Here is a 24,106-nt window from a genome sequence, read left to right as displayed (position 1 = left end):
TACAGCAGTCCGCGACGTCGGATCTAGCGGTTGAGTGCCAGCACCAGCGTACGCGGGTTGCCGCCGTTCTCGGAGATGAAATTCTGGAACAGCGTGTTCAGGAACGAAGTCATCTCGAAGCCGATGATTTCCGCATCGCGAACCTTGAACACGCCACCGCGGCGCACCAGACGCCAACGCACGTCGTAGGTCTCGCCCGAGACCAGCGTCACGCGGCTGTCGACGTAGATGCCGGCGGCGGTTTCTTTCGTCTGCCCGACCATGATTGCGCGGGCGACCGGATACTTCGGTGCCTCCTTGGCGGCATAGCGCGCGATGAAGCTGATCATGCCGTTGTAATAGGCGGGGCGGTCAGCTTTCGAGAGCGTTTGCGCATAGGAGCCGAGCGCCGAGAGCCCGATTGCGGGAACGTCGGCGTGACTGCGGACGGTCGTCGCAAAATCGGATTCGGATCCGGAGCGCTGGGCGGCGATCAGCTGGTTCGCGACGCGCTGCATGTAGCCCGCCGGCGTCTCGGCGGCCGCGTTGAGCGAACCTGCCGTCAGCATCACGAACGAAAGGATTGCTGCTGCACTAATCCTGAAAGCGCTCGCGAAATGGAACGAGCGCTGGCAAACCGACGTCATCAAACTTAGCTCCGCTTTTTGAGCGTGGCCGAGCCCCCTGAGGCCCAACCGGCCGCGTTCCCTCATTCAGCACGCTGGCGCCGTCTAGTCAAAGCCTCACAACCGTAAGTCTAGGCTGCAGAAAGTCGGGTTTGAGGCTCGGCGAGACGGAAATGGCCATGTAAGGGGGTGAAGTTAGCGGCCTCCCGCGACGGAATTTCGGCAAGGGCGAAAAGTCGCGCCGCGAGATCGACCGTTTCCTGGGAAATGTGCGGCGCGCTCTGCAAAATCACCGATCGCGAGGACCGTTGATGCACCAGCACCAGCTCCTGCCTGGCCCCGGATAGTGAGCTGCGGACGCGGCGGGTGAGCCCAGCGTACGCGGTAAGCGGTTCGCTCCACCCGCTCCTTCTCCCGAAAAGCCCGGTTTCCTTGCTGCTAACGCGGCCATTTTCGATGGTGACAACACGGCGGCGAAGCGCTCCCATCGCTAAGTGCGCCAACGGCCAGCCGAAAATCCAGACCAGAACGATCAAGCCGAGGCCGAGCTGGACAGCCAAAAATGGCCGGCCGGCCACGAGTGCCCGAGCGGCAGGGTCCGACACGATCTGGGTCAACACCAGCCAGAACGGCGCCATGAGGGCCAGCAGAATGGGGCAAAGCACGGCCAGGAGCACGAACCGTCCCGATCCTTCGGCGGCTTGCTCCAGCACAATGGGGGCGGGGGAAGGGCGATTGGAAAGCGACGGATTGAAGGTCGAAAACTGATCAAACTCAGTGCCGTGCATGGAAAATCCGCCCCCGCGAAAAACACGCCAAGCCCGGAACTATAGGGCATTGGGCTTACGACATGGTTACGCAGGCGTGATCAGCCGTCCCATACGTAAATCCACCTTGACACATAAACATATCTTTATATGTTCCGATCCAGAAGGTGGATTGGCGAATGTCAGGGATTCTCGACACACAGGATCTGGTAGCGGCGCTCAAGGCGGCGGCTGAGACGACGCGCCTGCGGATCCTGCTGCTGCTGGCGGCCGGCGAGCTGAACGTCAAAGACCTGACGCAGATCCTGGGCCAAAGCCAGCCGCGCATCAGCCGGCATCTGAAGCTTCTGGCCGAAGCCGGCCTGATCGAGCGCTTCCGCGAGGGAAGCTGGGTCTATTTCCATGTGTCCGATCGCTCCGAGGGCGGCAAGCTGGTGCGTCGCATCCTCGAGACGGTCGATACGAGCGATCCGGGCCTGCGCCGCGACAGCGAACGGGCCGAGGCCTTGAAGCGCGAGCGCGAAGCGGCAGCGCAATCCTATTTCCGTGAGCATGCCGCCGACTGGGATCGCATTCGCGCCCTCTATGTGTCGGAGACGTCTGTCGAAAGCGCCATTGCGGATGCGCTGGCCGGCGCCCCGTTCAAGGTCTTCGTCGACCTTGGCACCGGAACCGGCCGCATGCTGGAAATGTTTGCCGATCGCTACGAGCGCGGCATTGGCCTCGACGTCAACAAATCGATGCTGGCCTATGCGGCGAGTAAGCTCAACACGTCGGGCTTCGCGCACGCCGAGGTCCGCCACGGCGATATATACGACCTGACCCTGCCGGACGGCGTCGCCGACGGGGTCGTGATGCATCAGGTTCTGCACTATCTTTCGGAGCCGGCCCATGCCGTGCGCGAGGCGGCGCGGATCTTAGCGCCGGGCGGCCGGCTTCTGATCGTGGATTTCGCCCCGCACGAGATCGAAGCCTTGCGCGAGCGCCATGCCCACGAGCGGCTCGGCTTCGATGCGCACCAGGTGAAGGCGTGGCTCGAGGAGCAGGGTCTGACCGGTGTCGAGGTGCGCACACTCGAGCCGGAAGCCCACGATGATCGCCAGCAGCTGACGGTTTCGCTGTGGCTCGCCCGCAGGCCGGACACCACAGCACCAACGTCAAAACCACAAAAACTGGAACGGATAAGCCAATGACACCTCCAGCCAATGAAAGAAAAAGCCGCCTCCTCGGTGCTGGTGAGATCGACGTGTCGTTCGAGTTCTTCCCGCCCAAGTCCGAGAAGATGGAAGATGCGTTGTGGGGGGCCATCAAGCGCCTCGCGCCGCTCTGCCCCGAGTTCGTGTCCGTGACCTACGGCGCGGGCGGCTCCACGCGTGAGCGCACGCATACGACGGTCACGCGCATCATCAATGAAACCGCGCTGCGGCCGGCGGCGCATCTCACCTGCGTGGATGCCACGCGCGAGGAGGTGGATGCGGTCGCGCAAGCCTATTGGGACGCCGGCGTTCGCCATATCGTGGCGCTGCGCGGTGATCCCGCAAGCGGCGTCGGACAGCGCTACACGCCGACCCCGGGCGGCTACGCCAACGCGGCCGATCTCGTTGCCGGCCTCAAGAAGATCGGCAACTTCGAGATCTCGGTCGGCGGCTATCCGGAAAAGCATCCCGAGAGCACGTCGCTCGTGGCCGATATGGACAACCTGAAAGCCAAGGTCGATGCCGGTGCAGATCGGATCATCACTCAGTTCGGCTTCGACAATACGCACTATCTGCGCTTCCTGGAGCGGGCGCGCGGAGCCGGCATCTGGGTGCCGATCACGCCCGGTATCGTGCCGATCCATAACTTCCGCCAGGTCGCGGGCTTTGCCGTGAGAGCCGGTGCCAGCGTGCCGGCTTGGCTTGCGCGTCGCTTCGAGGGGCTCGACGACGACCCGGCGACCACCCATCTGGTAGCGGCGGCGGTCGCCACCGAACAGGCGATGGACCTCGTCGACCAGGGTATCAAGACCTTCCACTTCTACACGTTGAACCGGGCCGATCTCGTCTATGCCATCTGCCATCTTCTCGGGCTGCGGCCGCTCAAGGTCGCGCCGCTCGAGCAACGCAAGGCCGCAAGCTGAAATCGTCCACGTCAGAAGAATTCGAGTGCACACAATGAAGAAGATCGAAAGCTGGAAGGCGCTGGAGAAAGCCGCCTCGGAGCGCATTCTCATCATCGACGGCGCCATGGGCACCATGATCCAGCGCCACACGCTCGACGAGGCCGGCTATCGCGGCGAGCGTTTCAAGGACTGGACGCGCGATATCAAGGGCAACAACGATCTGCTGGTGCTCACGCAGCCCGCGATCATCCAGGACATCCACGAGCAGTATCTCGCGGCCGGCGCCGATATCATCGAGACCAACACGTTTAACGCGCAGAGGATCTCCATGGCCGACTACGGCATGGAGGATCTGTCGTATGAGATCAACGTTGAGGCAGCGAAGCTCGCCCGTGCGGCGGCCGATAAATACAACAAGCTGACGCCCGAGAAGCAGCGTTTCGTGGCTGGCGCCGTCGGTCCCACCAACCGCACCGCGTCGATCTCGCCGGACGTCAACAATCCCGGTTTCCGCAACGTGAGCTTCGACGAACTGCGCGACGCCTACAAGGAGCAGGTCAAGGCCCTCATCGCGGGCGGCTCGGACATCATCCTGATCGAGACCATCTTCGACACCCTGAACGCCAAGGCCGCGGGCCTCGCGACGCTCGAGGTGTTCGATGAGGTCGGCGTGACGCTGCCCGTCATGATTTCGGGCACCATCACCGATCGCTCGGGGCGCACGCTCTCGGGCCAGACGCCGGAAGCCTTCTGGTATTCGATGCGCCACCTGAGGCCGTTCTCAATCGGTCTCAACTGTGCGCTGGGTGCCGACCTGATGCGCCCGTACCTGGCGGAGCTGTCGCACGTCGCCGACGTACGTATCTCGGCCTATCCGAACGCGGGGCTTCCGAACGCGATGGGCGGCTACGACGAGACGCCGGACGACATGGCCTGCGCCACCGAGCCGTGGGCCGCGGATGGGCTGATCAACATCATCGGCGGCTGCTGCGGATCGACCCCCGATCACATCCAGCACATCGCCGAGCACGTCGCCAAGCACAAGCCGCGCTCGATCCCCGAGATCGCACCCAAGATGCGCCTCTCCGGCCTCGAGCCCTTCGTGCATGGGTGAGCGAATGACGGTGATGAAGTCAGAGGGCCATAAGCTTCCCGACCTTGACGACTATGCGAAGCTGGCCGAGCAGTTTGTTCCCGGTCGGCAGGCGATATTCGTGATCGTTGAGGCGTCGCTTCTGGAGCTTTTGCCGGCAGGGCCAGCAAGAATACTGGTAGTCGGCGCAGGCGGGGGCGAGGAGCTCCTGCGTCTCGGTCGGAACAATGCGGAGTGGTCGTTCGTCGGTGTCGATACCAACGAAACCATGGTCGACCTGGCGCGCCGCCGTCTGGCCGACACGCCAGTCGGCGCCCGCAGCGAGCTTCACGCCAAAACCATTGACAGGTTGGACGACAAGGATTTCGACGCTGCGACGTGTATCCTGACGGCTCACTTCGTGCCGGACGATGGCTCGAAACTGGCATTCCTGAAGGACATCCACGCGCGCATGAAGCCGGGCGCGCCGCTCGCCATCGTTGACGGCGTCGGCGTTGCCGGCGAAGAGAGGACCGAACTCTTGCGGCGTATCTGGATTCGCCATGCCATCCGGAATGGTGTCGCGGAAGAACACGCCGTGAGCAACGGCGAGAATTTCAAGAAAGTCGCGGTGGTCTCTGAGGAGCGTGAAGAAGAACTCCTGACCAACGCGGGCTTTGAACGTCTGACCCCCATGTTCCGCGGACTTGCTATCAAGGGCTGGCTCGCCTTCGCATGAAACAACTCATTTGTCTGTCTTTGGCCAATTCAACCCGGAATTCGACGTGATGACATCCTCCGCAGCGCAATCCTTTATCAACGTCGGCGAGCGGACGAACGTCACCGGCTCGGCGAAGTTCAGAAAGCTCATCGAGGCGAACGACTACTCGGCCGCGCTCGCGGTTGCGCGCCAGCAGGTCGAGGCCGGCGCCATGGTGCTCGACGTCAACATGGACGAGGGCCTGCTCGATTCCGAGAAGGCGATGGCGACGTTCCTGAACCTCATCGCCTCGGAGCCCGATATCTCGCGCGTGCCGATCATGATCGACAGCTCCAAGTGGAGCGTCATCGAGGCGGGCTTGAAGTGCGTGCAGGGCAAGCCGATCGTCAACTCGATCTCCATGAAGGAGGGCGAGGAAGCCTTCCTGGAACACGCCCGCAAGGTGCAGCGCTATGGCGCCGCAGTGGTTGTCATGGCGTTCGACGAGCAGGGCCAGGCCGACACAATAGAGCGCAAGGTGTCGATCTGCGAGCGCGCCTACAAGCTCCTGACCGAGAAGATCGGCTTTGCGCCCGAGGACATCATCTTCGATCCGAACATCTTCGCGGTCGCGACCGGCATCGAGGAGCACAACGGCTACGGTATCGCCTTCATCGAGGCGACGCGCCAGATCAAGGAAAAGATGCCGCTCGTGCATATCTCGGGAGGTGTTTCGAACCTGTCGTTCGCTTTCCGTGGCAACGAGCCGGTGCGCGAGGCGATGCACTCGGTGTTCCTCTATCACGCCATCCAGGCCGGCATGGACATGGGCATCGTCAACGCGGGCCAGCTCGCGCTCTATGACGACATCCCGGCTGAGCTGCGCGAGCTTTCGGAGGACGTGATCCTCAATCGCCGTCCCGACGCGACCGACCGCCTGCTCGAAGCCGCACCCCGCTTCAAGGGCGACGGCAGTGGCGCCAAGGCCAAGGAGAAGGATCTCACCTGGCGCGAAGGAAGCGTCGAGGATCGGCTCACGCATTCGCTCGTCCACGGCATCACCGATTTCATCGAAGCCGACACCGAGGAAGCCCGCCAGAAACTGCCGAAGCCGTTGCAGGTCATCGAAGGCCCGCTGATGGCCGGTATGAGCGTGGTCGGCGACCTGTTCGGTGCCGGCAAGATGTTCCTGCCGCAGGTCGTGAAGAGCGCCCGCGTGATGAAGCAGGCGGTGGCTTATCTGCAACCGTACCTCGAAGAGGAAAAGCGGCTGTCGGGTGTCGATCAGATGCCGGCCGCCGGCAAGGTGGTGATGGCGACCGTCAAGGGCGACGTGCACGACATCGGCAAGAACATCGTCGGCGTCGTCCTCCAGTGCAACAACTACGAGGTGATCGACCTCGGCGTGATGGTTCCGGCCGCGAAAATTCTCGAAACCGCAAAGCGCGAGAAGGCCGACATCATCGGCCTGTCGGGCCTCATTACGCCGTCGCTGGATGAAATGTGCTTCGTTGCAGCCGAGATGGAGCGCGAAGGCTTTGCCGTGCCGCTGCTGATCGGCGGCGCTACCACGAGCCGCGTGCACACGGCCGTGAAGATCAGCCCCAACTACCACAACGGCCAGGCCATCTACGTGCTCGACGCGAGCCGCGCGGTTGGCGTCGTTTCGAACCTGCTGTCGGAAACCGAAAGCAAGCCCTACGTCGACGGCATCAAGGCCGAATATGTGAAGGTGCGCGAAGCCCACCTCGCGAACGAAGCCAAGAAGCAGCGCATCACGCTTGCCGCGGCGCGGGCTAACAAGGTCAAGATCGACTGGTCGTCGTACGTGCCGCCGAAGCCGAGCTTCCTCGGCACGCGCACGTTCAAGAATTTCGATCTCGGAAGCCTCGTTCCCTACATCGACTGGACGCCCTTCTTCCAGACCTGGGAGCTGACCGGCCGCTATCCGGCGATCCTCGACGACAACAAGGTCGGCGTCGAGGCGCGAAAGCTCTTTGCCGACGCGAAGGTGTTGCTGGATCGTATCGTCGCCGGCAAATGGTTGACGGCAAACGGCATCGTCGGCTTCTGGCCTGCCAACAGCGAGGGCGACGACATCGCGCTCTTTGCCGATGAAACGCGCTCCAAGGAGCGTGCGAAGCTGTTTACGCTGCGCCAGCAGATCGCCCGCGACCCCTCCCGCGATCGCGCACACATCGCGCTCGCTGATTTCGTGGCGCCGAAGGAAACCAAGCTCGCCGACTATGTCGGCGCCTTCGCCGTGACGACCGGCATCGGCGAGGAAGCGGCATTGAGCGAGCACTTCAAGGCCACCGACGACTACGGCCGCATTCTGATGAAGGCGCTGGCCGATCGCCTGGCCGAAGCCTTCGCCGAGGCCCTGCACGCCAAGGTGCGCCGTGAGCTGTGGGGCTATGCCTCCGCTGAGAAGCTGACCAACGACGAACTCATCCTGGAAAAGTACCAAGGCATCCGTCCGGCCCCCGGCTATCCCGCCCAGCCCGATCACACCGAGAAGGCAACGATCTGGGACCTCATGAACGTCGAGGCCGAGACGGGCATCCAGCTCACTGAAAGCTACGCCATGTGGCCGGGTGCGGCCGTGTCGGGTCTCTACTTCTCGCACCCCGAGAGCCAGTACTTCGGCGTCGGCAAGGTGGAGCGCGATCAGGTCGAGGATTATGCGCGCCGCAAGGGGTGGGACGTCTCGGAAGCCGAGCGTTGGCTGGCTCCTGTGCTCAACTACGATGCCGTCTCGGCGCGCAACAACGCCGCCTGAAGGTAGGAGAGTTGAGCGAAGCTCAGAACCGTCGCGCGATGCCGGCGTAGACCTCTGCGTCCGGACTGCCGGAATTCAACCCGGCGACGGCACCAACGTCGAGCTGCAGGTTCTCGATCGGCTGCCACGCGAAGGCGAGGCCGACGAGTGCAATCGTCGTAGGTCCAGACGGATCCTCGTCGCGAAACACGGACGTTTCGAGCGCCGCTGAGACGGTTTCGCCGAGCGTGATGCCGAGGCCCACCACCGAGCCGTAGGCTGTGTGGCGGCCATCGCCGTCTCCGTCGACGGCCGCGTCGATCTCGGGCGAGAGCCCGAGTGAAAGGCCGTGTCCGAGGTCCAGGCTGATCGGCACGATGACGCCAGCGCCCCAATCGCCGGCGCTGAACACGTCCGAGCCGGTGGGAGCGGTCGTGTAGGGCATGACCGCGACGGAAAAACCGGAGCCGTCGGGATTGCGCAGGCTTTGGCGCAAAGCCAACGTCATGTCGCCGGCGCCGTCGATGCGTTCGGCGAAGAGGCCGCCGCGCGTGTCACGCATCCGTTGAAAATTGTATCCGTCCCAGCCGATCTGCGCTTCGAGCGTATCGGTCAGGCCATACCGAACCAATAGGTTCCCAACCACCACCGTGTCGGTGCGCGTCGGCCTGTCGAACTCGCCCGTCCAATCCGCCAGACCTGTTTCGATGACGACGTGCCCCCGATCGACGATGCACGTCGGCGTGCCGAGCCCTGGCCGGTCCGCACAGAAGTCGCGCAATTCATCGGCGGACGCATGGATCGGCAACAGCAAGGCAATACCGAGAACAGCGACGCGGCAGGATCGGAACATCATCAGGAGCAAATCCGGAAACTCTGGAGGCGAATAAGCGCCAAAACACGCGATTCTACCCGACGGTGAAAGGGGGCGCCCCTTTTGTAAGGCACCCTGTCGAGGACGTGGGAAACGTGGCATAGAAAGTTGGGGCGGGTACCTTCCAGGATCGCGAAGGCCCCGCGGGTTGTCGTGTCCAATTGGGGGGAAGCCCATGCCGTTCGTGAATCTTGCCGTGGCTCAGGCTGCAGCCGCGTGGATTGCCGCGCCAAATCTCGTCGGCATGTTTTTAGAATACGGCCCCACCTACTATTACGTCGTGGCCGCCGTCGGAGCCCTGATCGTCCTTATCGGCGCCTTCATCGGATCGCGCATCACGCCGACGATCGCGCGCCCCTCTCTTCTCTCGCTCGTGGCCGCCGTTTCGTTCGCGATCATCGCCGCGGCCGTCGCGATCGTTTTCGTTGCGCCGGTGGCGGGACAATCGGAGTTCGCCGGGCACCTCTTCACCTTTGCGCCGGTCGCGGCGGCGATGGCCGGATATTTCTTCACGACGACGCGTCACGCGGCCTGAGCCGCTCCGCGCAATCCCTTGTTCCGAATTACTGATCTTCGTGCTAGACGAGGAGCGCGCCGGTTCGTGTGATTTTGACACATGAATCATGCTCTAAACTTTTGGAGCACAGGCGCGTCGGCGGGGTTGGGGTGCGCGGTGTTTCACCGGCATACAAAGCCGACTGGAAACTGGGGGAGATATTCATATGCTTGGACGTCTTGTACTGCTGCTGCTCCAGATCGTTCTCGGCTGGTTCGGCAGCCAGGCCATTATGGGCTTCATTAAAATCGGCGATTTTCGTTTGTTCATTTTCGCCGTCGCGGCGGCCATCGTCGTGTTCCTGATCGGCGTCATCGCGGCGCAAGTGCTGAAGGATGTCGGCGCGCCTTCGAGCCACACGCTGTCTTGGGCGCTGGGACTGGGCCTCATCGCCGCCGTGCTTTGGACGTGGGGTCCGCAGCTGCCCTTGCTTTCGGAAATTCCGTGGGGCCGCGTGCGGGCGGAGTACGCCGTGCTGGCGGGCGCCATTCTCGGCTATCACCTGAAGCGCTAGGCTGAGGCGAAACGGATTGAAAAAAGGCGCGAGACCCGGGGTCTCGCGCCTTTTCTTTTGAGCGTCCGCGTCAGGGAGAAGCGGACGGGAGCTGAAATCGCTTCGATCGTCAGGGCCGGCGACGGGGGCTCAAACCATGCCGATCACGATTGCAGCGATGAAACCGAAGGACACCAGTGCGGCGAGAACGTTCAGTCGCGTGGTTAGGTCCATCGTTGCCTCCAAACCGGAAAACCACCGGCAGAACCGGTCAACAAAGAAGACCGGCTGAGCCGGCTCGGGGGAACTACACAACACAAAAAGAGAAAAGAGAGATGCGAGCGGTCCCGCAGAGACCAGGACACCCGTGCGGGACAAATGAAGTATTCGGCAAAATTGTTCCGTGCCAAGCGAAAACAATCGTGCAGCGCATCATGGAATGCCGCATTCCAGGCGCGGCGAGCGAAAAATTTGCCCGAAAATGAGGGTGCGCGGGCGCGTGCTGCAATGCGAGCGACGCTACGAAAGAAAATTTTCGAAATCGCGAGGAATAGGCGTGCGGGCGCAAGGCCCGAACGCCCTTTTGATCTCAGCGTCCCGTAAACACCGGCTTGCGCTTTTCGAGAAAGGCGCGCCGCCCTTCCTCGTAGTCGGCGCTGGTGAAGCAAGCTTCGATAGCCGCATCGAGCCCGGAGTGGTCCGGATTTTCCGGATGGCGAACGAGTTCGTCGATCGTGAGCTTCGCAGCCCGCACCGTGAGCGGCGCGTTCGATGCAATTTCGTTGGCGAGCGTACGCACCGCGATTTCGAGGTTGTCGGTCTCGACCAGCGTATTGACGAGACCGATGCGCTCGGCTTCGGCGGCTGAGAAGCGCCGTCCGGTGAACAGCATCTCCTTGAGGAATGCAGGCGGCGCCAGTGCGAGCAGCGGCGGCACCCAGCGGGGATTATAGCCGAGGCCGAGCTTGGCGGCGGGGATCGAGAACTGCGCCTTGTGGTCGGCGAGCCGCAAGTCGGCGCAGGCGGCGATGCCGAACCCGCCGCCGAGACAGAAGCCGTGGATCATGGCGATCACCGGCTTGGTGATCGAGAGCAGCGCCGAGAACGCCTCGTGGTTCAGCCGGTCGTAGTCGGCCGCCGCGGCCCCGGTCCGGGCGCTTTCGAATTCGGAGATGTCGGCACCCGCGCAGAACGCGCGCGTGCCCGCGCCGCGTAGAATGACCACCCGCACGCCTGGCGTTTCCTCGGCGGCCTGCACATGCTCCGGAATGCGAGCCCACATCCGGGCCGTATAGGCGTTCATCCGCTCGGGATTGTTGGCCACGATCCAGGCAATAGGACCGTCGATTTCGAGCGTGAGATCCGGGGCGGTGGCCGTGTCGGTCATGCGGGAAGTCCTTTCGATGGCCCGAGAGCGTATAGCAGAGAGGCGGGAAATGCGGGGCCGCGATAACCCAGATTGAAGGCAGGGGCCGCCGTGTGCAACGTGGCGCCAAGCCTCAAGAGGGGGGACGAACCTCCCTCTGCAACTCGGGGCAGGTCTTGGACAAATGGCGAGGAGGCTGAGGCGGAGGTTTAGATTGACGGAGCCCTCCCGCACCGATACCCCGTACTTCGAATTTGGGCCACGATCCATCTGACGGCGGAGCCGGAGTGATCGTATAATGCAGCCCTGGCCGGTCCGTGCACGAGGGCCGGTCGTGTTGGCGTTCACCCCGCAGTCGGGGCCTGCCTTACGCTGGCCCGCGAGGTGACAAGGAGCAACGGATATGAGCAGCGCCAAGCATACGGGGGCCGGCAAGGCCGAGCGTCAGGCCGTCCCGCTGCGCGCGGAAGCCGATCCGATCTGGCGCGCGCTTCGCAGCGAAGCCGATGCAGCCATGGCCGCCGAACCCGCGCTGACGGGCTTCATCTACGCGACGGTCGCAAGCCACGATCATCTCGAAGAAGCGATCATCCATCGCATCGCCCAACGCCTCGGCCATGCCGATGTGGACGCGGCGCTGATCGTGCACACCTTCCGGGACGTCGCGGCTTCCCAGCCGGCGCTGGGGCAAGCTTTCCGCGCCGATCTCGCGGCCGTGCTCGACCGCGATCCGGCCTGCACCCGCTACCTTGAACCGTTTCTCTACTTCAAGGGCTTCCACGCCCTCGTGACCTACCGCTTCGCCCATGAGCTGTGGCGCCAGGGCCGTCGCGATTTCGCATTCTACTTACAGAGCCAGTCCTCGCGCATGTTCACCGTCGACATTCATCCGGCCGCCCGCCTCGGCAAAGGCCTGATGCTCGATCACGCCACAGGCGTCGTGATCGGCGAGACGGCGACGGTGGGCGACGACTGCTCGCTGCTGCATGCCGTCACGCTCGGCGGCAGCGGCAAGGAGACCGGCGATCGCCATCCCAAGATCGGATCGTGCGTGCTGATCGGCGCCGGCGCAAAAGTGCTCGGCAACATTCACGTCGGCAATTGCTCGCGCATCGCCGCGGGCAGTGTGGTGCTGGCCGATGTGCCGCCGCACGTAACCGTCGCCGGCGTGCCTGCGCGCGTTGTCGGGCCGGCCGGAACGTCTGCGCCCGGGCGCACAATGGATCAAACGTTCGTTCCCACCGATTCCGGATTGGGACCTGACGACTACGCAATGCTGTGACGAGCAAAAAGGAGCACGACGTGAAGAAGGACGAACTTGCCCGTATCGAGACCTATCTGAGGAAGACGTTCGGCACCAAGAACCTCACGGTTCGCGCGCGTCCCAAGAAGGATGACTCGGCCGAGGTCTATATCGGTGACGATTTCGTCGCCATTCTCTTCCGCGAGGACGAGGACGGCGAGGTGTCGTACCAGTTCCAGATGGCCATCCTGGAGATGGACCTCGAGGAAGCGTAAGCGCCCGCTTTTCGCGTGGCTCCGATCGGGGCCACGGCAATCGGGGAAGCACGACAAGACGACATCACGAAAAGCTGCGGCAGGGCACGAGTATGGCGCTGTATGAGTTGGATGGGACGAGCGTCGAAACGCCGGCCGACGGAAGCTATTGGGTGGCGCCCAACGCGGTCGTGCTGGGCAAGGTCGCGATCGAGACCGACGCGAGCGTCTGGTTTGGCGCGGTGCTGCGCGGCGACAATGAGCTGATCCGCGTCGGCGCCCGCTCGAATGTGCAGGACGGCTGCGTGCTGCACACCGATCCCGGCTACCCGCTGACCATCGGCGAGGATTGCACCATCGGCCACATGGTCATGCTGCACGGCTGCACCATCGGACGCGGCACCCTCGTCGGTATCGGCTCGATCATCCTCAACGGCGCGACCATCGGCGAGGAGTGCCTGATTGGCGCCAATACGCTGATTGCCGAAGGCAAGGTGATCCCGCCGCGCTCCATGGTGATCGGCTCGCCGGGCAAGATCGTGCGCCAGTTGACGGACGAGGACGTTGCCCGCTTCGGCCGCGGCGCCGGCCGCTATGTCGCGAATTGGAAGCGCTACAAGGCCGGCTTCAAGCCAACGCCCTGAGCCCGATTGCCCGCGACCACGATCCATCGAACCCGCCCGAAAGCCGCAACGGCTGTCTCGAAAAAAGTCGAGCCGGACGCGAGGGGGGGGATCGCGTCCGGCTCTGAGGTGAGCCCGGTGGGGGGGCAGGGCAGGGTACCGGGCTCGAAGTCAAACGGCAGTGAACGTGACGGAAGGCAAAGGTGCCTGCGAAGAGCTAGTGCCCTTCGCGAACACCGGCGATGGCATCGGGAACCGACCGATCGTTGGCATCGAGCGAAACCCACACGCGCGGATCGAGATACGACTGGCGCATGATGAAATAGTAGCCCGACGCATTCCAGAGGCGGACGTCGTCGACTTTATTGTCGAGTACGAAATCGCCCTGCGCGGTACGGGCCGTAAGCACGGCATGTCCTTCGCCCTTTTCGTCGCGCACGACGGTGAGCAGCAGCGAGCTCTTCGGCCAGCCGCGCTCGAGCAGGATCTTCTGCTTCAGCAGCGCATAGTCTTCGCAATCGCCGCGGTCGACCGGATACGTCCAATATTCGCTGACGTTGTAGATTTCCTGGTCCGTTGCCGGCGCGATGATGTGGTTGGCCCAGCGATTGACTTCGTCGAGTTCGGAAAGACGCTCGGGCGTCGGCTGGAAGCGGACATCCTCGATGCGCTGGGGCGCGCAATCCACGGGATGGCTTTCGCAGAACCGGACGAACCCATAGGGAGGCTGCGAGGGGCCGTACACCCGCATGAACGGAGAGACGCCGTTTGCGGAGCGGGACATGGAGTGATCTGCGAACGCACTGGTCGCTCCCGCAAATCCCGCCAGGACACTGGCCAAGCAGACAACGAAACGCTTCATACTCACTACCCCTACTATCCCTCTTACGCAGACCAACGTACGCGACAAACGTCGTGGTCCTCTGAAGTACGCCGCCAGAAATCGAGCAAAATTTGAGCTAAACTGTAGTTCCACAGGAGACACCGCCCGTTCGCTCGTCAGCCGAAATATCGCCGCAATGCTTCCGGGTCCGGGATATCGAGGAATTGCACACCGATACCGCGGTCGTGGTAGCGCATGACCCTGCAACGCAATTTCCCAAACATCACATCGCTGCCGATGGGCGGGCGGGCCTCCGTTTCGATCGAGGCGCCGGAAAGCGAGACGTCGAGCACGCGGCAATCGACGGACGTGTCGTCGGCGAGCTTGAGCGTTGACGTTTTATTCACCACGTCGAAGCGTTTGTGCCGGCGTCCTATGCTTCCGCCGAGCTCCTCCTTGTTGACCAGCCACGTAATCTGAGCGGCGAGTTTCTCGCGCTTGTGCTGGGTGACCTTGAAGCTGATTGCAAAGCCGCCTTCGAATGTCCGGACGACGACGCCTTCGAGGCCGCCGATCTCGTCGAAATAGGCAACGATCCGCTCGCCGATCTCGACATCGACGGGGGCCATGACGGAGGCGCCGCCGACGGAAATGTCATTGAGGCGGCACGGAAACTCTTGCTTGTTGGCGCGCATGAAGCGGCCGAGCAGGGCAAGGGAGAAACGCCGATGCCGGCGGCGATCGGGTACGATCCGCGTGTCGAGCCTGATGGATGTTCTGAGGGTGCTGGCAGAACTAGTTGACATGACAAGTCCCAGGCAGAAACGTGCGAACGCTCTCCACGGCCTCGAAACGGCATTACAACCGGTTGCGGCTCATGAAGTCCCATATTGGAACAACAGACTTAATGAACGACTAACCGCTGATCCAAAGCCGCACGCCAAAGCCACACGTCAGCGTCGAGCGCGGAGAGGAAACGCGAGCCGCCGGACCAAGGTTTCATGCGCAAGGCGCCCGCATGAAAAATTTGGAGGTGGGGAATGCGACAGACCCCGCCGCGTAGGGCACGCGCCGGGGTCGCAAGGTGTCGAAATTGAGGTTCGGCCGCTTCGCGGGCCGGATGCCGGATCAGATCCGTTCGGCCGTCGCCGGTTCCGGCCCCCCGTCGACGCGGCCACCTTCATAGACCCTGAACTGGCGTCGCCCTTGCCGGACGATACGGGCATGGCGAACCTGGGGATCGAGCGGAAGCTGACGATCGTCAAACTGACGGCAATCTCCGGACACTCCGCTGGGCCAGATGGCCTCGGCCGCAAGCAGCTTGAGCCCCTGAATTCTGCGCTCGGGGGTGGTTGCCGGTTCGTCGAGCGGAACCAGAAGGCAAAGGAAACGGTCCATCGCCTGTCCGGTATGAACGAGCGGAAGCACCAGCAACTCGAACAGGCGCGGCTCAGGCCGCTCGCGCCCCGCGGGATCGAATGCGATCTTGGCTTCGCCGGTAAAGAGGCCGACCCGCCCGAGTTCGCTGATCGCGGACAGATGATAGGCCAGAAGGTCTCTGTCTCCCTCGCTCCAGCAGGCCAGAAAATCCTGGGATTTGAGATCCATCCCGAACCGCGAGGCGACGCGGGTTCCGGCCAGCCTGAAGCGGAAATCGTGGCCGCCGCCGTGCTCGAGAATGAAAGTGTCGAGCAGCAAGGTGCCGATGCGGGCAGGCTGGATTTCAAGGCGCCGGGGGGCGAGACGGCTGCCGCGAACTTCGTTCCAGTACGCATAAAGCGCCTGCGAGGCGGCATGTTTCATTTCGGGTTTCATCAGCACGCGTGTCTCCTGCCGCGCTGCAGGGGGCTGCAACGCCGGTTCAAGAGCGGAAGCTCTCGAGGTTGGGGGCTCTTGAGGGGAGGATAGAAAAGTCCCGGATCAAGCCTTGCCGTCGACAAAAGCAGCTTCCATGCCATATGCACGACGAGGGGCAGCGGCAGATCAATGAGAGGTCCGCAGAACCCGACGGCCTGCTCAGGACGTTAATTCGAGCGGATTGGCCCGTTTTTCGGCCCGCCGCGGGCACTGGAAGGGTCGAAGACCCATAGAGGAGACTTAAGTGACCCCAACGGTGCCGTCCCACGAGCCGATCTTCAATGTCCCGAAATGTGTCGTTGGTGTCCTGGCCGTGCTCGTTGCGGTCCATCTGGGACGCAGCCTGCTTTCAGCGGACGACGACTTCTGGTTCGTCCTTGCGATGGCGTTCATTCCCGCGCGCTACGGAGAGCTGGCGGCCGAGCTGCCCGGCGGCCAGCTGGCGATGTTGACCTCGCCGGTTACCCACATGTTGGTGCACGGCGACTGGGTGCACCTCGCGCTGAATTCGGCCTGGCTACTCGCCTTCGGCGGTGCGGTAGCCGAGCGAACGGGAACGCTTCGTTTTCTGCTGTTCTTTTTGCTTTGCGGCCTTGCCGGCGCCGGAGCGTTCTATCTCGCCAACAGCGATTTGCTGCAGCCGATGATCGGCGCCTCCGGAGCAATCTCCGGCCTGATGGGCGCCACCTTAAGATTTCTATTTCCCGCAATAGATTCCGGCGGGTTCCGTCGCTTGCGTGAAGCACCGCGATCGGTTCGGTTGATGACGCTGGGCGAAGCTTTAACGGACCGCCGCATTCTGCTGACCAGTGCAATTCTAGTCATCATGAACGTATTGACGATTGTCGGTTTTGGCGGTGCACAAAACGGGGCGGGAATTGCTTGGGAAGCCCATCTCGGCGGTTACGTCATAGGGATCTTTACTTATGGCCTTTTCGATAACGTCTCTGCTTCCAAGGATATTCCGCAACCAAACAATGATTGAAACTCTTGCGCGAGATGCGGGTTTGCATCACTCTTGATTGTCGAAGTTGTTTTCAGACTCGACCAATGATGACCCTGAAGAACAAAACGTTCGCTCCGGGTCCGGAAGATGCGCAAGCCGCATCTCGGTCGGTGGCGAACGGGAGGATACGTTCATGAACGTCGCATCGATACTGAAGTTGAAAGGACGAGCCGTTTCGACGGTCCGCCCCAATGCCTCGCTTCTCGACGTCGCAAAGAAACTCGGAACCAAAAAGATCGGCGCGATCGTTGTCGTGGGCGAGAACGGCAACGTTGCCGGCATCATCTCCGAGCGCGACATCATTCGTGCGGTGTCCGAGCGCGGAGCTCCGGCCTTGGGCCTGATGGTCTCGGAGGTCATGACCCGCACTGTCGTGTCGTGCCGGGAGACCAGCGAGATCGACGAGCTTATGGAGACCATGACCAAAGGCCGTTTCCGCCATATGCCTGTTATCGAGGACGACGCCCTGGTCGGCATTATTTCCATCGGAGACGTCGTGAAATTCCATGTGGCCGAGGTCGAAATGGAAGTTTCGGCCATGCGCAACTATCTCGCCACCGGCTGACGCGAGAAAGCTGGCTCTAAAAAAGCCGATTGGCGAAGTCATAAAATAGCGACGGCGCACTTTAGGGTGCGCCGTTTTTATTTATTCGCTTTGCGACGTGCTGGTGCCTCTATGCCGAGGCGTGGGGTTCCTCGCGGGCCGCTTCGCGAAGGTTGAGCTCGCGCGCGAGATCCTCGATCTCGCGCTTGGCGGCCGTCTCCCCACGCGCGATCAGTTCTTCGGCACGATGAAAATCGAAAAGTCCGATGCCGTGCAGCCGCGGGCTGATCATGGAATCCGGCGGATCGCCAGCCAGCCGCGAGCGCGCGATGCGATCCTGCACGATGTTGAAGGCGTCGACCACGACCGTCGAGATACCGGGCACGTCGTCGCCCTTGCCGAGGATCTGCCGCTGTAGCAGCCGGCGCACTGCGATGCCGTTCTTGCCGGTCACGGGCGGCGTTTCGTCCATCTCGAGATCGCTTCCCGGCATCGGATTGATGTTGGAAATCGTGCCGCGGTTCGAGATGTCGATGTTGAGGTTTACGGCGATCACATAGCGCGCGCCGAGCGCGCGGCAGACCGAAACCGGGATCGGATTGACCAGCGCGCCATCGAATAGCCAGCGGCCATCGACTTTCACCGGGCGGAACATGCCGGGCAACGCGTAGGACGCCCGCACCGCCTCGACGAGGCTGCCGCGAGACAGCCAGACTTCGTGTCCCGTACCGATCTCGGTCGCGACCGCCGTGAAGCGGCGCGGCAGATCTTCGATGCGCGTATCGCCGAGGTGCTTGTGAAGGCGCTCACCGAGCCGATGGCCGGTGATCAATCCCGTGCCGGAAAGATTGAAGTCGAGATATCCGAGTACGCGCCGCCGTGTCAGTTCGCGGGCGAAATCTTCAAGCTCGTTCAGATGCCCTGTCACATCGCAGGCACCGACAACGGCGCCGATAGAGGTTCCCGCGATGATGTCGGGCTTGATACCGGCTTTGTTGAGCGCGCGGAGAACGCCGATGTGTGCCCATCCGCGTGCCGCCCCGCCCCCGAGGGCAAGCCCGATTTTGACCTTGTTGGCAGTGGCGTTGGCGATCGACATGGCGGTCTCCACTCTCCAGCCTTGCCGACGAACGGCGTTTCGGCCGGTGTGACGTGTCCCTGAGACCTGTCACGACATCGAGCCGCGGGTCCCCTCAAACCTTAATTGGAACCTACCAGATTCCGATTAAAGCCCCCCTACCAAGGATGTGATCCGGTTTGAGAAATCGTCGCTGCAGCGCAGCTAAGTTTCAACGCTGCAGAGCACCAAAAGTTTCGTCGCGAGGCTCGCAGCCGGCGATGAAAGAGTGCACGCTGGCGAGATTACCAGATGGGAGCGGGGCGGGGATTGAGCCCAGAATGACCCTCAGAATTCGGATCGGCCGAGCTTCGCCGGGCTGCCCCCGCCGAGCGCGATTGTCCGGTAGAAGCAGGATTTTGCGCCCGTGTGGCACGCCACCCCGTCGCCGGCGACGGCAACCTTGAGCCAGATCGCGTCCTGGTCGCAATCGACGCGTGCTTCCTGGATCTGAAGCGTGTTGCCGCTTTCCTCGCCTTTCCGCCAGAGTTTGCGCCGCGACCGGCTCCAGAAATGGGCGATCCCCGTATCGAGAGAAAGCCTGAGCGCCTCTTCGTTCATCCACGCAAACATCAGAACGACGCCCGTGGCTGCTTCAGTTACGATGGCGCCGACCAGGCCGTCCGCGTCGAACTTCGGCTGAAAAAGCGAGCCCTGCTCGACATCGGCGGGATTGGCTTCGGTAGGAGTGTTGGTCATAGGCCTCAAAACCTCGGGGCATTAAGCCCAGGAAAGGGCACGGAATGTCGCGCCAATGCAACTCGAATGCCCGCCTGGGACCCCCTATATAGGGAGACGCCCTATATAGGGGCGAATGCCGCCGGTCGAAAAGCGGCAGAAGGCGAAAGCAGGGATGTGACAGGCCTGCGCGCCGTGGCAAGAACGGAAGTAAAGCTTGCGGAAGGCTGGAAGAGCGCGATGGCGGATCTCGACGACATCTACAACCAGAGAATTTTCGAGCTGGCCGCGGACATCCCCCGTGCGCATCGGCTCGAACATCCCGACGTCTCCGCCCGCGCCCATTCGAAGCTTTGCGGCTCGACCATCGAGGTGGATCTGAAGCTCGGGGGTGGCCGCATCACGGATTTCGGCCAGACGGTCAAGGCGTGCCTGCTCGGACAGGCGTCGGCCGCCGTCGTCGGCCGCGAGATCGTCGGCACCGAGCCCAAGGAATTCCGCGCTGTGGCTGCCGCCATGCGGCGCATGTTGAAAGCAGGCGGACCGCGCCCCGAGGGACGCTGGGCGGATCTCGGCCTGCTCCAGCCGGTGAAGGATTACCCCCACCGCCATGCGTCGACCCTGCTCATTTTCGAAGCCGTCGAGCGTGCCCTCGATCAGGCCGGGGAGGCCGGCCACGCCGAGCCCAGCACGGCAGCCGAGGCTTGACCGACCAAATTGATCTGAGCAAGGAGGGCGCCAACCGGTGCAAGCCTGAGATGACGAGCTGGAGCAAAGCGCTCGCCAAGGCGCCCATTCATGCGTACCGCTGGACGTTGAAGCCGCTGATGGGGCTCGAATGCCGCCATCTGCCGACCTGTTCGGAGTATGCGCTGGATTCGGTTGAGACCAACGGCGCCTGGCGCGGCTTCTGGTTGACGCTCGCGCGGCTCTCGCGATGCCACCCGTGGGGCAGCGCCGGATACGATCCCGCCCCTGACATTCGCCAGGAGCGCCACCTGTTTGCGCCCTGGCTTTACGGCCGCTGGCGCCATTGCGGCGGCGGGTGTGGCCAAGTGCACGGCGACGGTCAAAATTTCACGCCGAAATCTTAGCTCTAATCGGAACCAGCCTGTGGGGATGCGTCCGTCCGCATGGTAGACCGGCGTCCGAAATCTGATTGGATTCGGATCGCATTTGCGGGGAGTGAGCGGTGAAGCGAAGGATCGCTGCCGTCCTGATGGCCGAAGGAGCCAGCCTGAGCCGCGCCCTCGCCGAGGACGCCGCGGCCGCAGGCGCGCGCCAAGACGAGTACCGCGCCATCATCGCCGATACGGTGGCCCACGGCGGCGGGCGGCTATTGCCGTTCGAGCAAGAGGGCACCCTTGTCGCGGAGTTTCAAAGCGCCGTCCAAGCCGTGCGCGCCGCCCTCGACGCCCAGGAGACGCTGCGCGTTCGCAACAAGCAGCTGTCGCTTGCGCAGCGGCTCGACTTCAAGCTCGGCATCACGATCGGTGAGGTGACGTGCAATGGCGCGGAAGCGGCGGCCGACGTTGCGCCGGAAGCCATGACCGCAGCCGCCCGCATGGTCGCGCTCGCGACATCGGGAGGTGTTTGCATTTCGCGCACGGTGCGCGAGGCGGTCGCGAGCAAGCTCAAGGGCCAGCCGCAGGATCTGTCCGTCGAAGGCGAGCCGTTCGAAGCCGAGCAGCAGTTCGCGCCCTATGCCAATACGCCCGGTGCGGGAGCGGATGCGACGCGGGGCTCTACGCTTTTGAACCTGGCAAAGAAGCCTGCGACCCTTGCCGCCGCGGCCGCTTTGCTTCTCGTCGCGGTCGCTCTGTCGCGTGTGCCCTTTGGCGGTGCCGACGCGCCGAAACCGGCTGAGGATGTTCGCGTGACCACCGTCACGCCCGTCGCACCGCCATCGGAAACGCCGTCGACGCCGCAACCGAAATCGACGCTTCCGCTCGCCGGCGGTGGCAGCCTTGAGTTCATGCCGGCCCATGCGCCGGACCCCGCCGCGGTTCTGTCCGCGGCGCGCATGCTGCCGCAAGCCTGGAAGAATTGCCGCGAGGGCAGCGCCGACACCGCCGTCGTCGCCTGCAAGACCTTGATCGACAGCGGGCTCGCCAAGGGTGACGAGCTAGCGGAAATCCAGACGCTGAACGGGCGCGCGCTGCGGGATCGCCACGAGCTCGACAAGGCGCTCGAAGCCTTGAATGCCTCGATCGCGCTGAAGCCGACGCCAGCCGCGCACAGCCTGCGCGGCACGGTCCATTATGAAAAGGGAATCTGGGAGCAGGCGATCTCCGACTATTCGGAAGCGATCCGTCTCGATGCCGCGAACGGCGAAGCCTTCAACAACCGCGCCTGGACCTACTATCGCACCGGACGTCCGGAAAAAGCGCTCTCGGACGCCGATGCCGCCGTGCGCCTGCTCGCGAAGCAGTCCTATGTGTGGGACACGCGCGGCCACATCCATGCCGCGCTCGGCAATCGCGACGCCGCCATCAGCGATTTCCGCGCCGCCCTTGCCATCGATCCGAACAGCACCGACAGCCGGGCCGGTCTCGCCAAGCTCGGCGTGAACTGAGGCGGCGACGATCGGGCAATCACGTCGTTTCAGAACGGCTTTAGTTCAGCGCCATGCTGAGCGACAGCCCGGGTGAGGCCGTAAACCCATCGTAGCGCGCGCTCGATCGCGAGGAATCTTGGGTCGCGAACTCGACTCCGAACGTCGCTACGAAGTCGGATGAGTTAGCGGTCGGCGTCCACTTCAATGAGGCTCCGAAAGCGGCAGACGCATCCGCGCGCCCGTCCGCGGCATTCTCGTAGTCTCGCCCGCCGAACCTCGAGCTCGCCGTGATCACCAAAATGCCGGGAGTGAAGTTCCAATTGATATTTGCGCCGACAGCGACGCTGGCATTGTTTTGATCCGCCGCCTCGCGCCAGGTGTGGTCCACAGTGACCGTGACGTCGGTTGTAATGCAGGGAAGTGAGTTTTTCGGTCCTTTGCATGTGCTGGTGCCGATCGGAACGTCGCTTAGTGCCCATTCGAGCGTCGGCGTATAGAAAATCGCGGCGGACCCCTCGCCGTCGGGGCGGACGCTTGACCTGGCCTGGAAGCGAGCTGCTACCTTTTCGCTGGCTCCCTTCGGAAGCTTGCCGAAAAGGGCCGGCGCCAAGCCGTCGCTCAGCGTGTGCACGAAGCTGATTTTGCCGCTGTAGGTGTCGCGTTCGAGAGAGTCGAGTTTTGCATACCTCAGATAAGCCGCGTAACTTTCGAACGAGAGGGTGTTCGCGTCGCTGAGTTTGTGGGTGATCACCAGGGTCGGCGCGATGCTGAGGCTGTTGTCAGCTCGATGATCCGAAGGCGCGCTCAACGCGTTGCTGCTGTAAGTCTCTTTGTTCTTGAGGGTGAGGGTGTATTTGGTTTTCGGTGTTGGCGGTTTTGGCTTCGGAGGAACGACGATAGTCTTTTTGTCGGATCCGCCCGGTGTGGCGTTCAGGAATTTGGCAACCGTTTCACGCGGCAGGCTGTTAAAAAACTTGCGCTTCTCGTCGATGGAAAACAGCATCTTCGTCCCAGGAACCTGAGGCGCCGAGACCAGTTCATCGATCATTTCGCCTTTCGATTTGTCGATTTTTTTGATTGTCGGTGCCGGAGGAGGTTCGGCTGAAGGCGCAAAAAGCGCGTCGTCGTCGGAATCCGGCAGCACACTATCGAGGCGTTGTTGAAGGTTCTCGTCTTGCGCATGCGCGCATGGAACCCAAATAAGCAAACACGCAACGCAGCTAGCGAAGAACGCAGTACGCATGACGCATCACTCAAAAAAAGAACACCGCACAAATGGTACGATGACGTACTATTTTGGACAAGGCCGCACCCGGGTGGGATCTCATCTCGTCGCGGGGCTTGTTGTCATTTTATCACTGCTCGTCCTGTCGTCGGTGCGCGCTGCGGATGATCGCGGGTCAGACAACGAGCAGAACCTCCAGCAGCGTCTCGATGATCTTTATCCATCGACGCCCTTGAAGGAGATTGGTCAGGAACCGAGCTACGAATGCGAGGCGCGCGGCACCGATACAAAGCACGCCAACACGAAGCGCCGGAAAAAGCAGGACGCCTGCAAGAAGCGGTGAGCCGATTGATACGCTTTCAATCCCGACCGCCGAGCATCTTGTTCCGCCGGGAACATCGCGTGGGCGGCGCGCGCGTCAAACTGGGTTCTTTGACCGCCGTCTGTTGCTTCGCTGAAGGAGACCGGCAATGACCACGCCAACGCCCGCCTCGCCGCAGAAGTCTGCCGAACCCGCGACCGGAAGCGGCTGGCTTCGGCGTCTTGCAGCATCCGTTCTCATCGGCGCCCTGCTGTTCGGTTTGCTCTGGTACACGGTTTTCAATGCCGTGACGGCAGCGCTCGTCGCTTCCGGCGGAACCGTCGTTCTGCTCGCCGGCGCTTCGGCGTCCGACGCCTTCGAGACGATATTCGACATGATCGCGAACGTCCTTCTCGGCATCCTGGCCGCCATCGGCGCGTTTTTCGCTGCGATCTTCAGCTTCTTCGATTTCTAGAAGTTTTCAGTGATGTCCACCCGGATGGACCGGCGGGGCGCGGGAAAATGCCGAAAACAACGGGCGCTGCTCCCGCCCCGGCTTGACTTCGCTCCGAAATCCGTCGAT

The 24,106-nt window shown here is 62.7% G+C and carries 27 protein-coding genes; 17 read left to right on the top strand and 10 right to left on the bottom strand.

Annotated features, from left to right (window positions below; all coding sequences use genetic code 11):
- Window positions 1-23: 23 nt before the first annotated feature.
- Both RCO24_RS00730 and RCO24_RS00725 read right to left on the bottom strand, forming a co-directional pair.
- Window positions 24-626: an ABC transporter substrate-binding protein gene (locus tag RCO24_RS00730; protein WP_308959439.1), complete on the bottom strand. Its 603-nt coding sequence runs from the start codon at window positions 624-626 to the stop codon at window positions 24-26.
- Window positions 627-736: 110 nt separating this feature from the next.
- Window positions 737-1,393, bottom strand: coding sequence for a hypothetical protein (locus tag RCO24_RS00725; protein WP_308959438.1), 657 nt, complete (start codon window positions 1,391-1,393; stop codon window positions 737-739).
- A gap of 158 nt (window positions 1,394-1,551) precedes the next feature.
- Here RCO24_RS00725 and RCO24_RS00720 point away from each other — a divergent pair, with 158 nt between their 5' ends.
- The 5 genes from RCO24_RS00720 to metH are packed head-to-tail and all read left to right on the top strand — an operon-like array spanning window position 1,552 to window position 8,027.
- Window positions 1,552-2,565 (top strand): metalloregulator ArsR/SmtB family transcription factor, encoded by a 1,014-nt coding sequence (locus tag RCO24_RS00720; protein ID WP_308959437.1) that lies wholly within the window; start codon window positions 1,552-1,554, stop codon window positions 2,563-2,565.
- The gene (gene metF / locus RCO24_RS00715) at window positions 2,562-3,491 is read left to right on the top strand and encodes a methylenetetrahydrofolate reductase [NAD(P)H] (RefSeq protein WP_308959436.1); all 930 of its coding nucleotides are present in this window, start codon (window positions 2,562-2,564) and stop codon (window positions 3,489-3,491) included. Before RCO24_RS00720 ends, metF begins: the two co-directional genes overlap by 4 nt.
- Window positions 3,492-3,525: 34 nt before the next feature.
- On the top strand, window positions 3,526-4,587 hold the full coding sequence (locus RCO24_RS00710) for a homocysteine S-methyltransferase family protein (RefSeq protein ID WP_308959435.1): 1,062 nt from the start codon (window positions 3,526-3,528) through the stop codon (window positions 4,585-4,587).
- Window positions 4,588-4,591: 4 nt separating this feature from the next.
- On the top strand, window positions 4,592-5,284 hold the full coding sequence (locus RCO24_RS00705; RefSeq protein WP_308959434.1) for a class I SAM-dependent methyltransferase: 693 nt from the start codon (window positions 4,592-4,594) through the stop codon (window positions 5,282-5,284).
- 46 nt (window positions 5,285-5,330) lie between these two features.
- Window positions 5,331-8,027, top strand: coding sequence for a methionine synthase (gene metH / locus RCO24_RS00700; protein ID WP_308959433.1), 2,697 nt, complete (start codon window positions 5,331-5,333; stop codon window positions 8,025-8,027).
- 22 nt (window positions 8,028-8,049) lie between these two features.
- On the opposite strand, the gene RCO24_RS00695 is transcribed toward metH, so the two are convergent.
- Window positions 8,050-8,862 (bottom strand): transporter, encoded by an 813-nt coding sequence (locus tag RCO24_RS00695; protein ID WP_308959432.1) that lies wholly within the window; start codon window positions 8,860-8,862, stop codon window positions 8,050-8,052.
- A 193-nt stretch (window positions 8,863-9,055) separates the two neighbouring features.
- Here RCO24_RS00695 and RCO24_RS00690 point away from each other — a divergent pair, with 193 nt between their 5' ends.
- Together RCO24_RS00690 and RCO24_RS00685 are read left to right on the top strand one after the other, a co-directional pair.
- The gene (locus tag RCO24_RS00690; RefSeq protein ID WP_308959431.1) at window positions 9,056-9,415 is read left to right on the top strand and encodes a hypothetical protein; all 360 of its coding nucleotides are present in this window, start codon (window positions 9,056-9,058) and stop codon (window positions 9,413-9,415) included.
- A gap of 187 nt (window positions 9,416-9,602) precedes the next feature.
- The gene (locus tag RCO24_RS00685) at window positions 9,603-9,950 is read left to right on the top strand and encodes a hypothetical protein (RefSeq protein WP_308959430.1); all 348 of its coding nucleotides are present in this window, start codon (window positions 9,603-9,605) and stop codon (window positions 9,948-9,950) included.
- Between the two features lie 568 nt (window positions 9,951-10,518).
- Here the strand turns inward: RCO24_RS00685 and RCO24_RS00680 are convergent.
- Complete coding sequence (locus RCO24_RS00680; protein WP_308959429.1) at window positions 10,519-11,316, bottom strand: enoyl-CoA hydratase; 798 nt, start codon at window positions 11,314-11,316, stop codon at window positions 10,519-10,521.
- A 382-nt stretch (window positions 11,317-11,698) separates the two neighbouring features.
- On the opposite strand from RCO24_RS00680, the gene cysE reads away from it, so the two are divergent.
- From cysE to RCO24_RS00665, 3 genes are all read left to right on the top strand, one after another.
- Window positions 11,699-12,577, top strand: coding sequence for a serine O-acetyltransferase (gene cysE / locus RCO24_RS00675; RefSeq protein WP_308959428.1), 879 nt, complete (start codon window positions 11,699-11,701; stop codon window positions 12,575-12,577).
- A gap of 20 nt (window positions 12,578-12,597) precedes the next feature.
- On the top strand, window positions 12,598-12,813 hold the full coding sequence (locus tag RCO24_RS00670; RefSeq protein ID WP_308959427.1) for a DUF3126 family protein: 216 nt from the start codon (window positions 12,598-12,600) through the stop codon (window positions 12,811-12,813).
- 92 nt (window positions 12,814-12,905) lie between these two features.
- Window positions 12,906-13,436, top strand: coding sequence for a gamma carbonic anhydrase family protein (locus RCO24_RS00665; RefSeq protein ID WP_308959426.1), 531 nt, complete (start codon window positions 12,906-12,908; stop codon window positions 13,434-13,436).
- A gap of 196 nt (window positions 13,437-13,632) precedes the next feature.
- On the opposite strand, the gene RCO24_RS00660 is transcribed toward RCO24_RS00665, so the two are convergent.
- The 3 genes from RCO24_RS00660 to RCO24_RS00650 all read right to left on the bottom strand — a co-directional run bounded on the left by RCO24_RS00660 (window position 13,633) and on the right by RCO24_RS00650 (window position 16,053).
- Window positions 13,633-14,199: a transglutaminase-like cysteine peptidase gene (locus RCO24_RS00660; RefSeq protein WP_308959425.1), complete on the bottom strand. Its 567-nt coding sequence runs from the start codon at window positions 14,197-14,199 to the stop codon at window positions 13,633-13,635.
- Window positions 14,200-14,414: 215 nt separating this feature from the next.
- The gene (locus tag RCO24_RS00655) at window positions 14,415-15,044 is read right to left on the bottom strand and encodes a PilZ domain-containing protein (protein ID WP_308959424.1); all 630 of its coding nucleotides are present in this window, start codon (window positions 15,042-15,044) and stop codon (window positions 14,415-14,417) included.
- 322 nt (window positions 15,045-15,366) lie between these two features.
- Entirely contained in the window at window positions 15,367-16,053 is a 687-nt protein-coding gene (locus RCO24_RS00650; RefSeq protein ID WP_308960860.1) for a PAS domain-containing protein, read from the bottom strand.
- A 286-nt stretch (window positions 16,054-16,339) separates the two neighbouring features.
- Here RCO24_RS00650 and RCO24_RS00645 point away from each other — a divergent pair, with 286 nt between their 5' ends.
- Window positions 16,340-17,080, top strand: a complete 741-nt coding sequence (locus RCO24_RS00645; protein WP_308959423.1) for a rhomboid family intramembrane serine protease — start codon at window positions 16,340-16,342, stop codon at window positions 17,078-17,080.
- 154 nt (window positions 17,081-17,234) lie between these two features.
- The gene (locus RCO24_RS00640; RefSeq protein WP_308959422.1) at window positions 17,235-17,666 is read left to right on the top strand and encodes a CBS domain-containing protein; all 432 of its coding nucleotides are present in this window, start codon (window positions 17,235-17,237) and stop codon (window positions 17,664-17,666) included.
- Window positions 17,667-17,775: 109 nt separating this feature from the next.
- Here RCO24_RS00640 and RCO24_RS00635 read toward each other — a convergent pair whose 3' ends face one another.
- Window positions 17,776-18,744 carry a patatin family protein gene (locus RCO24_RS00635; RefSeq protein ID WP_308959421.1) on the bottom strand — a complete coding sequence of 323 codons (969 nt, stop codon included), beginning with the start codon at window positions 18,742-18,744 and terminating at the stop codon, window positions 17,776-17,778.
- A 306-nt stretch (window positions 18,745-19,050) separates the two neighbouring features.
- A complete protein-coding gene (gene hisI, locus RCO24_RS00630; RefSeq protein WP_308959420.1) occupies window positions 19,051-19,461 on the bottom strand; it encodes a phosphoribosyl-AMP cyclohydrolase in 411 nt (136 codons plus the stop codon).
- Window positions 19,462-19,680: 219 nt separating this feature from the next.
- Between hisI and RCO24_RS00625 the strand changes: the two genes are divergently transcribed.
- From RCO24_RS00625 to RCO24_RS00615, 3 genes are all read left to right on the top strand, one after another.
- Entirely contained in the window at window positions 19,681-20,148 is a 468-nt protein-coding gene (locus RCO24_RS00625; protein WP_308960857.1) for an iron-sulfur cluster assembly scaffold protein, read from the top strand.
- On the top strand, window positions 20,145-20,534 hold the full coding sequence (gene yidD, locus RCO24_RS00620) for a membrane protein insertion efficiency factor YidD (protein WP_308959419.1): 390 nt from the start codon (window positions 20,145-20,147) through the stop codon (window positions 20,532-20,534). The genes RCO24_RS00625 and yidD overlap by 4 nt, the downstream gene beginning before the upstream one ends.
- Window positions 20,535-20,632: 98 nt before the next feature.
- Window positions 20,633-22,015, top strand: coding sequence for a tetratricopeptide repeat protein (locus RCO24_RS00615; protein ID WP_308959417.1), 1,383 nt, complete (start codon window positions 20,633-20,635; stop codon window positions 22,013-22,015).
- Between the two features lie 40 nt (window positions 22,016-22,055).
- On the opposite strand, the gene RCO24_RS00610 is transcribed toward RCO24_RS00615, so the two are convergent.
- Entirely contained in the window at window positions 22,056-23,045 is a 990-nt protein-coding gene (locus RCO24_RS00610; RefSeq protein WP_308959416.1) for a hypothetical protein, read from the bottom strand.
- A 193-nt stretch (window positions 23,046-23,238) separates the two neighbouring features.
- Between RCO24_RS00610 and RCO24_RS00605 the strand changes: the two genes are divergently transcribed.
- Both RCO24_RS00605 and RCO24_RS00600 read left to right on the top strand, forming a co-directional pair.
- On the top strand, window positions 23,239-23,565 hold the full coding sequence (locus RCO24_RS00605; RefSeq protein ID WP_308959415.1) for a hypothetical protein: 327 nt from the start codon (window positions 23,239-23,241) through the stop codon (window positions 23,563-23,565).
- Between the two features lie 127 nt (window positions 23,566-23,692).
- On the top strand, window positions 23,693-23,998 hold the full coding sequence (locus RCO24_RS00600) for a hypothetical protein (RefSeq protein ID WP_308959414.1): 306 nt from the start codon (window positions 23,693-23,695) through the stop codon (window positions 23,996-23,998).
- The last annotated feature ends 108 nt before the right edge of the window (window positions 23,999-24,106 follow it).

The sequence above is a fragment of the Hyphomicrobium sp. LHD-15 genome (assembly GCF_031157355.1).
GTDB lineage: Bacteria > Pseudomonadota > Alphaproteobacteria > Rhizobiales > Hyphomicrobiaceae > Hyphomicrobium_C.
Note: the sequence above shows the minus strand (reverse complement) of the source record. Positions and strands in the feature narration are given on the sequence as shown.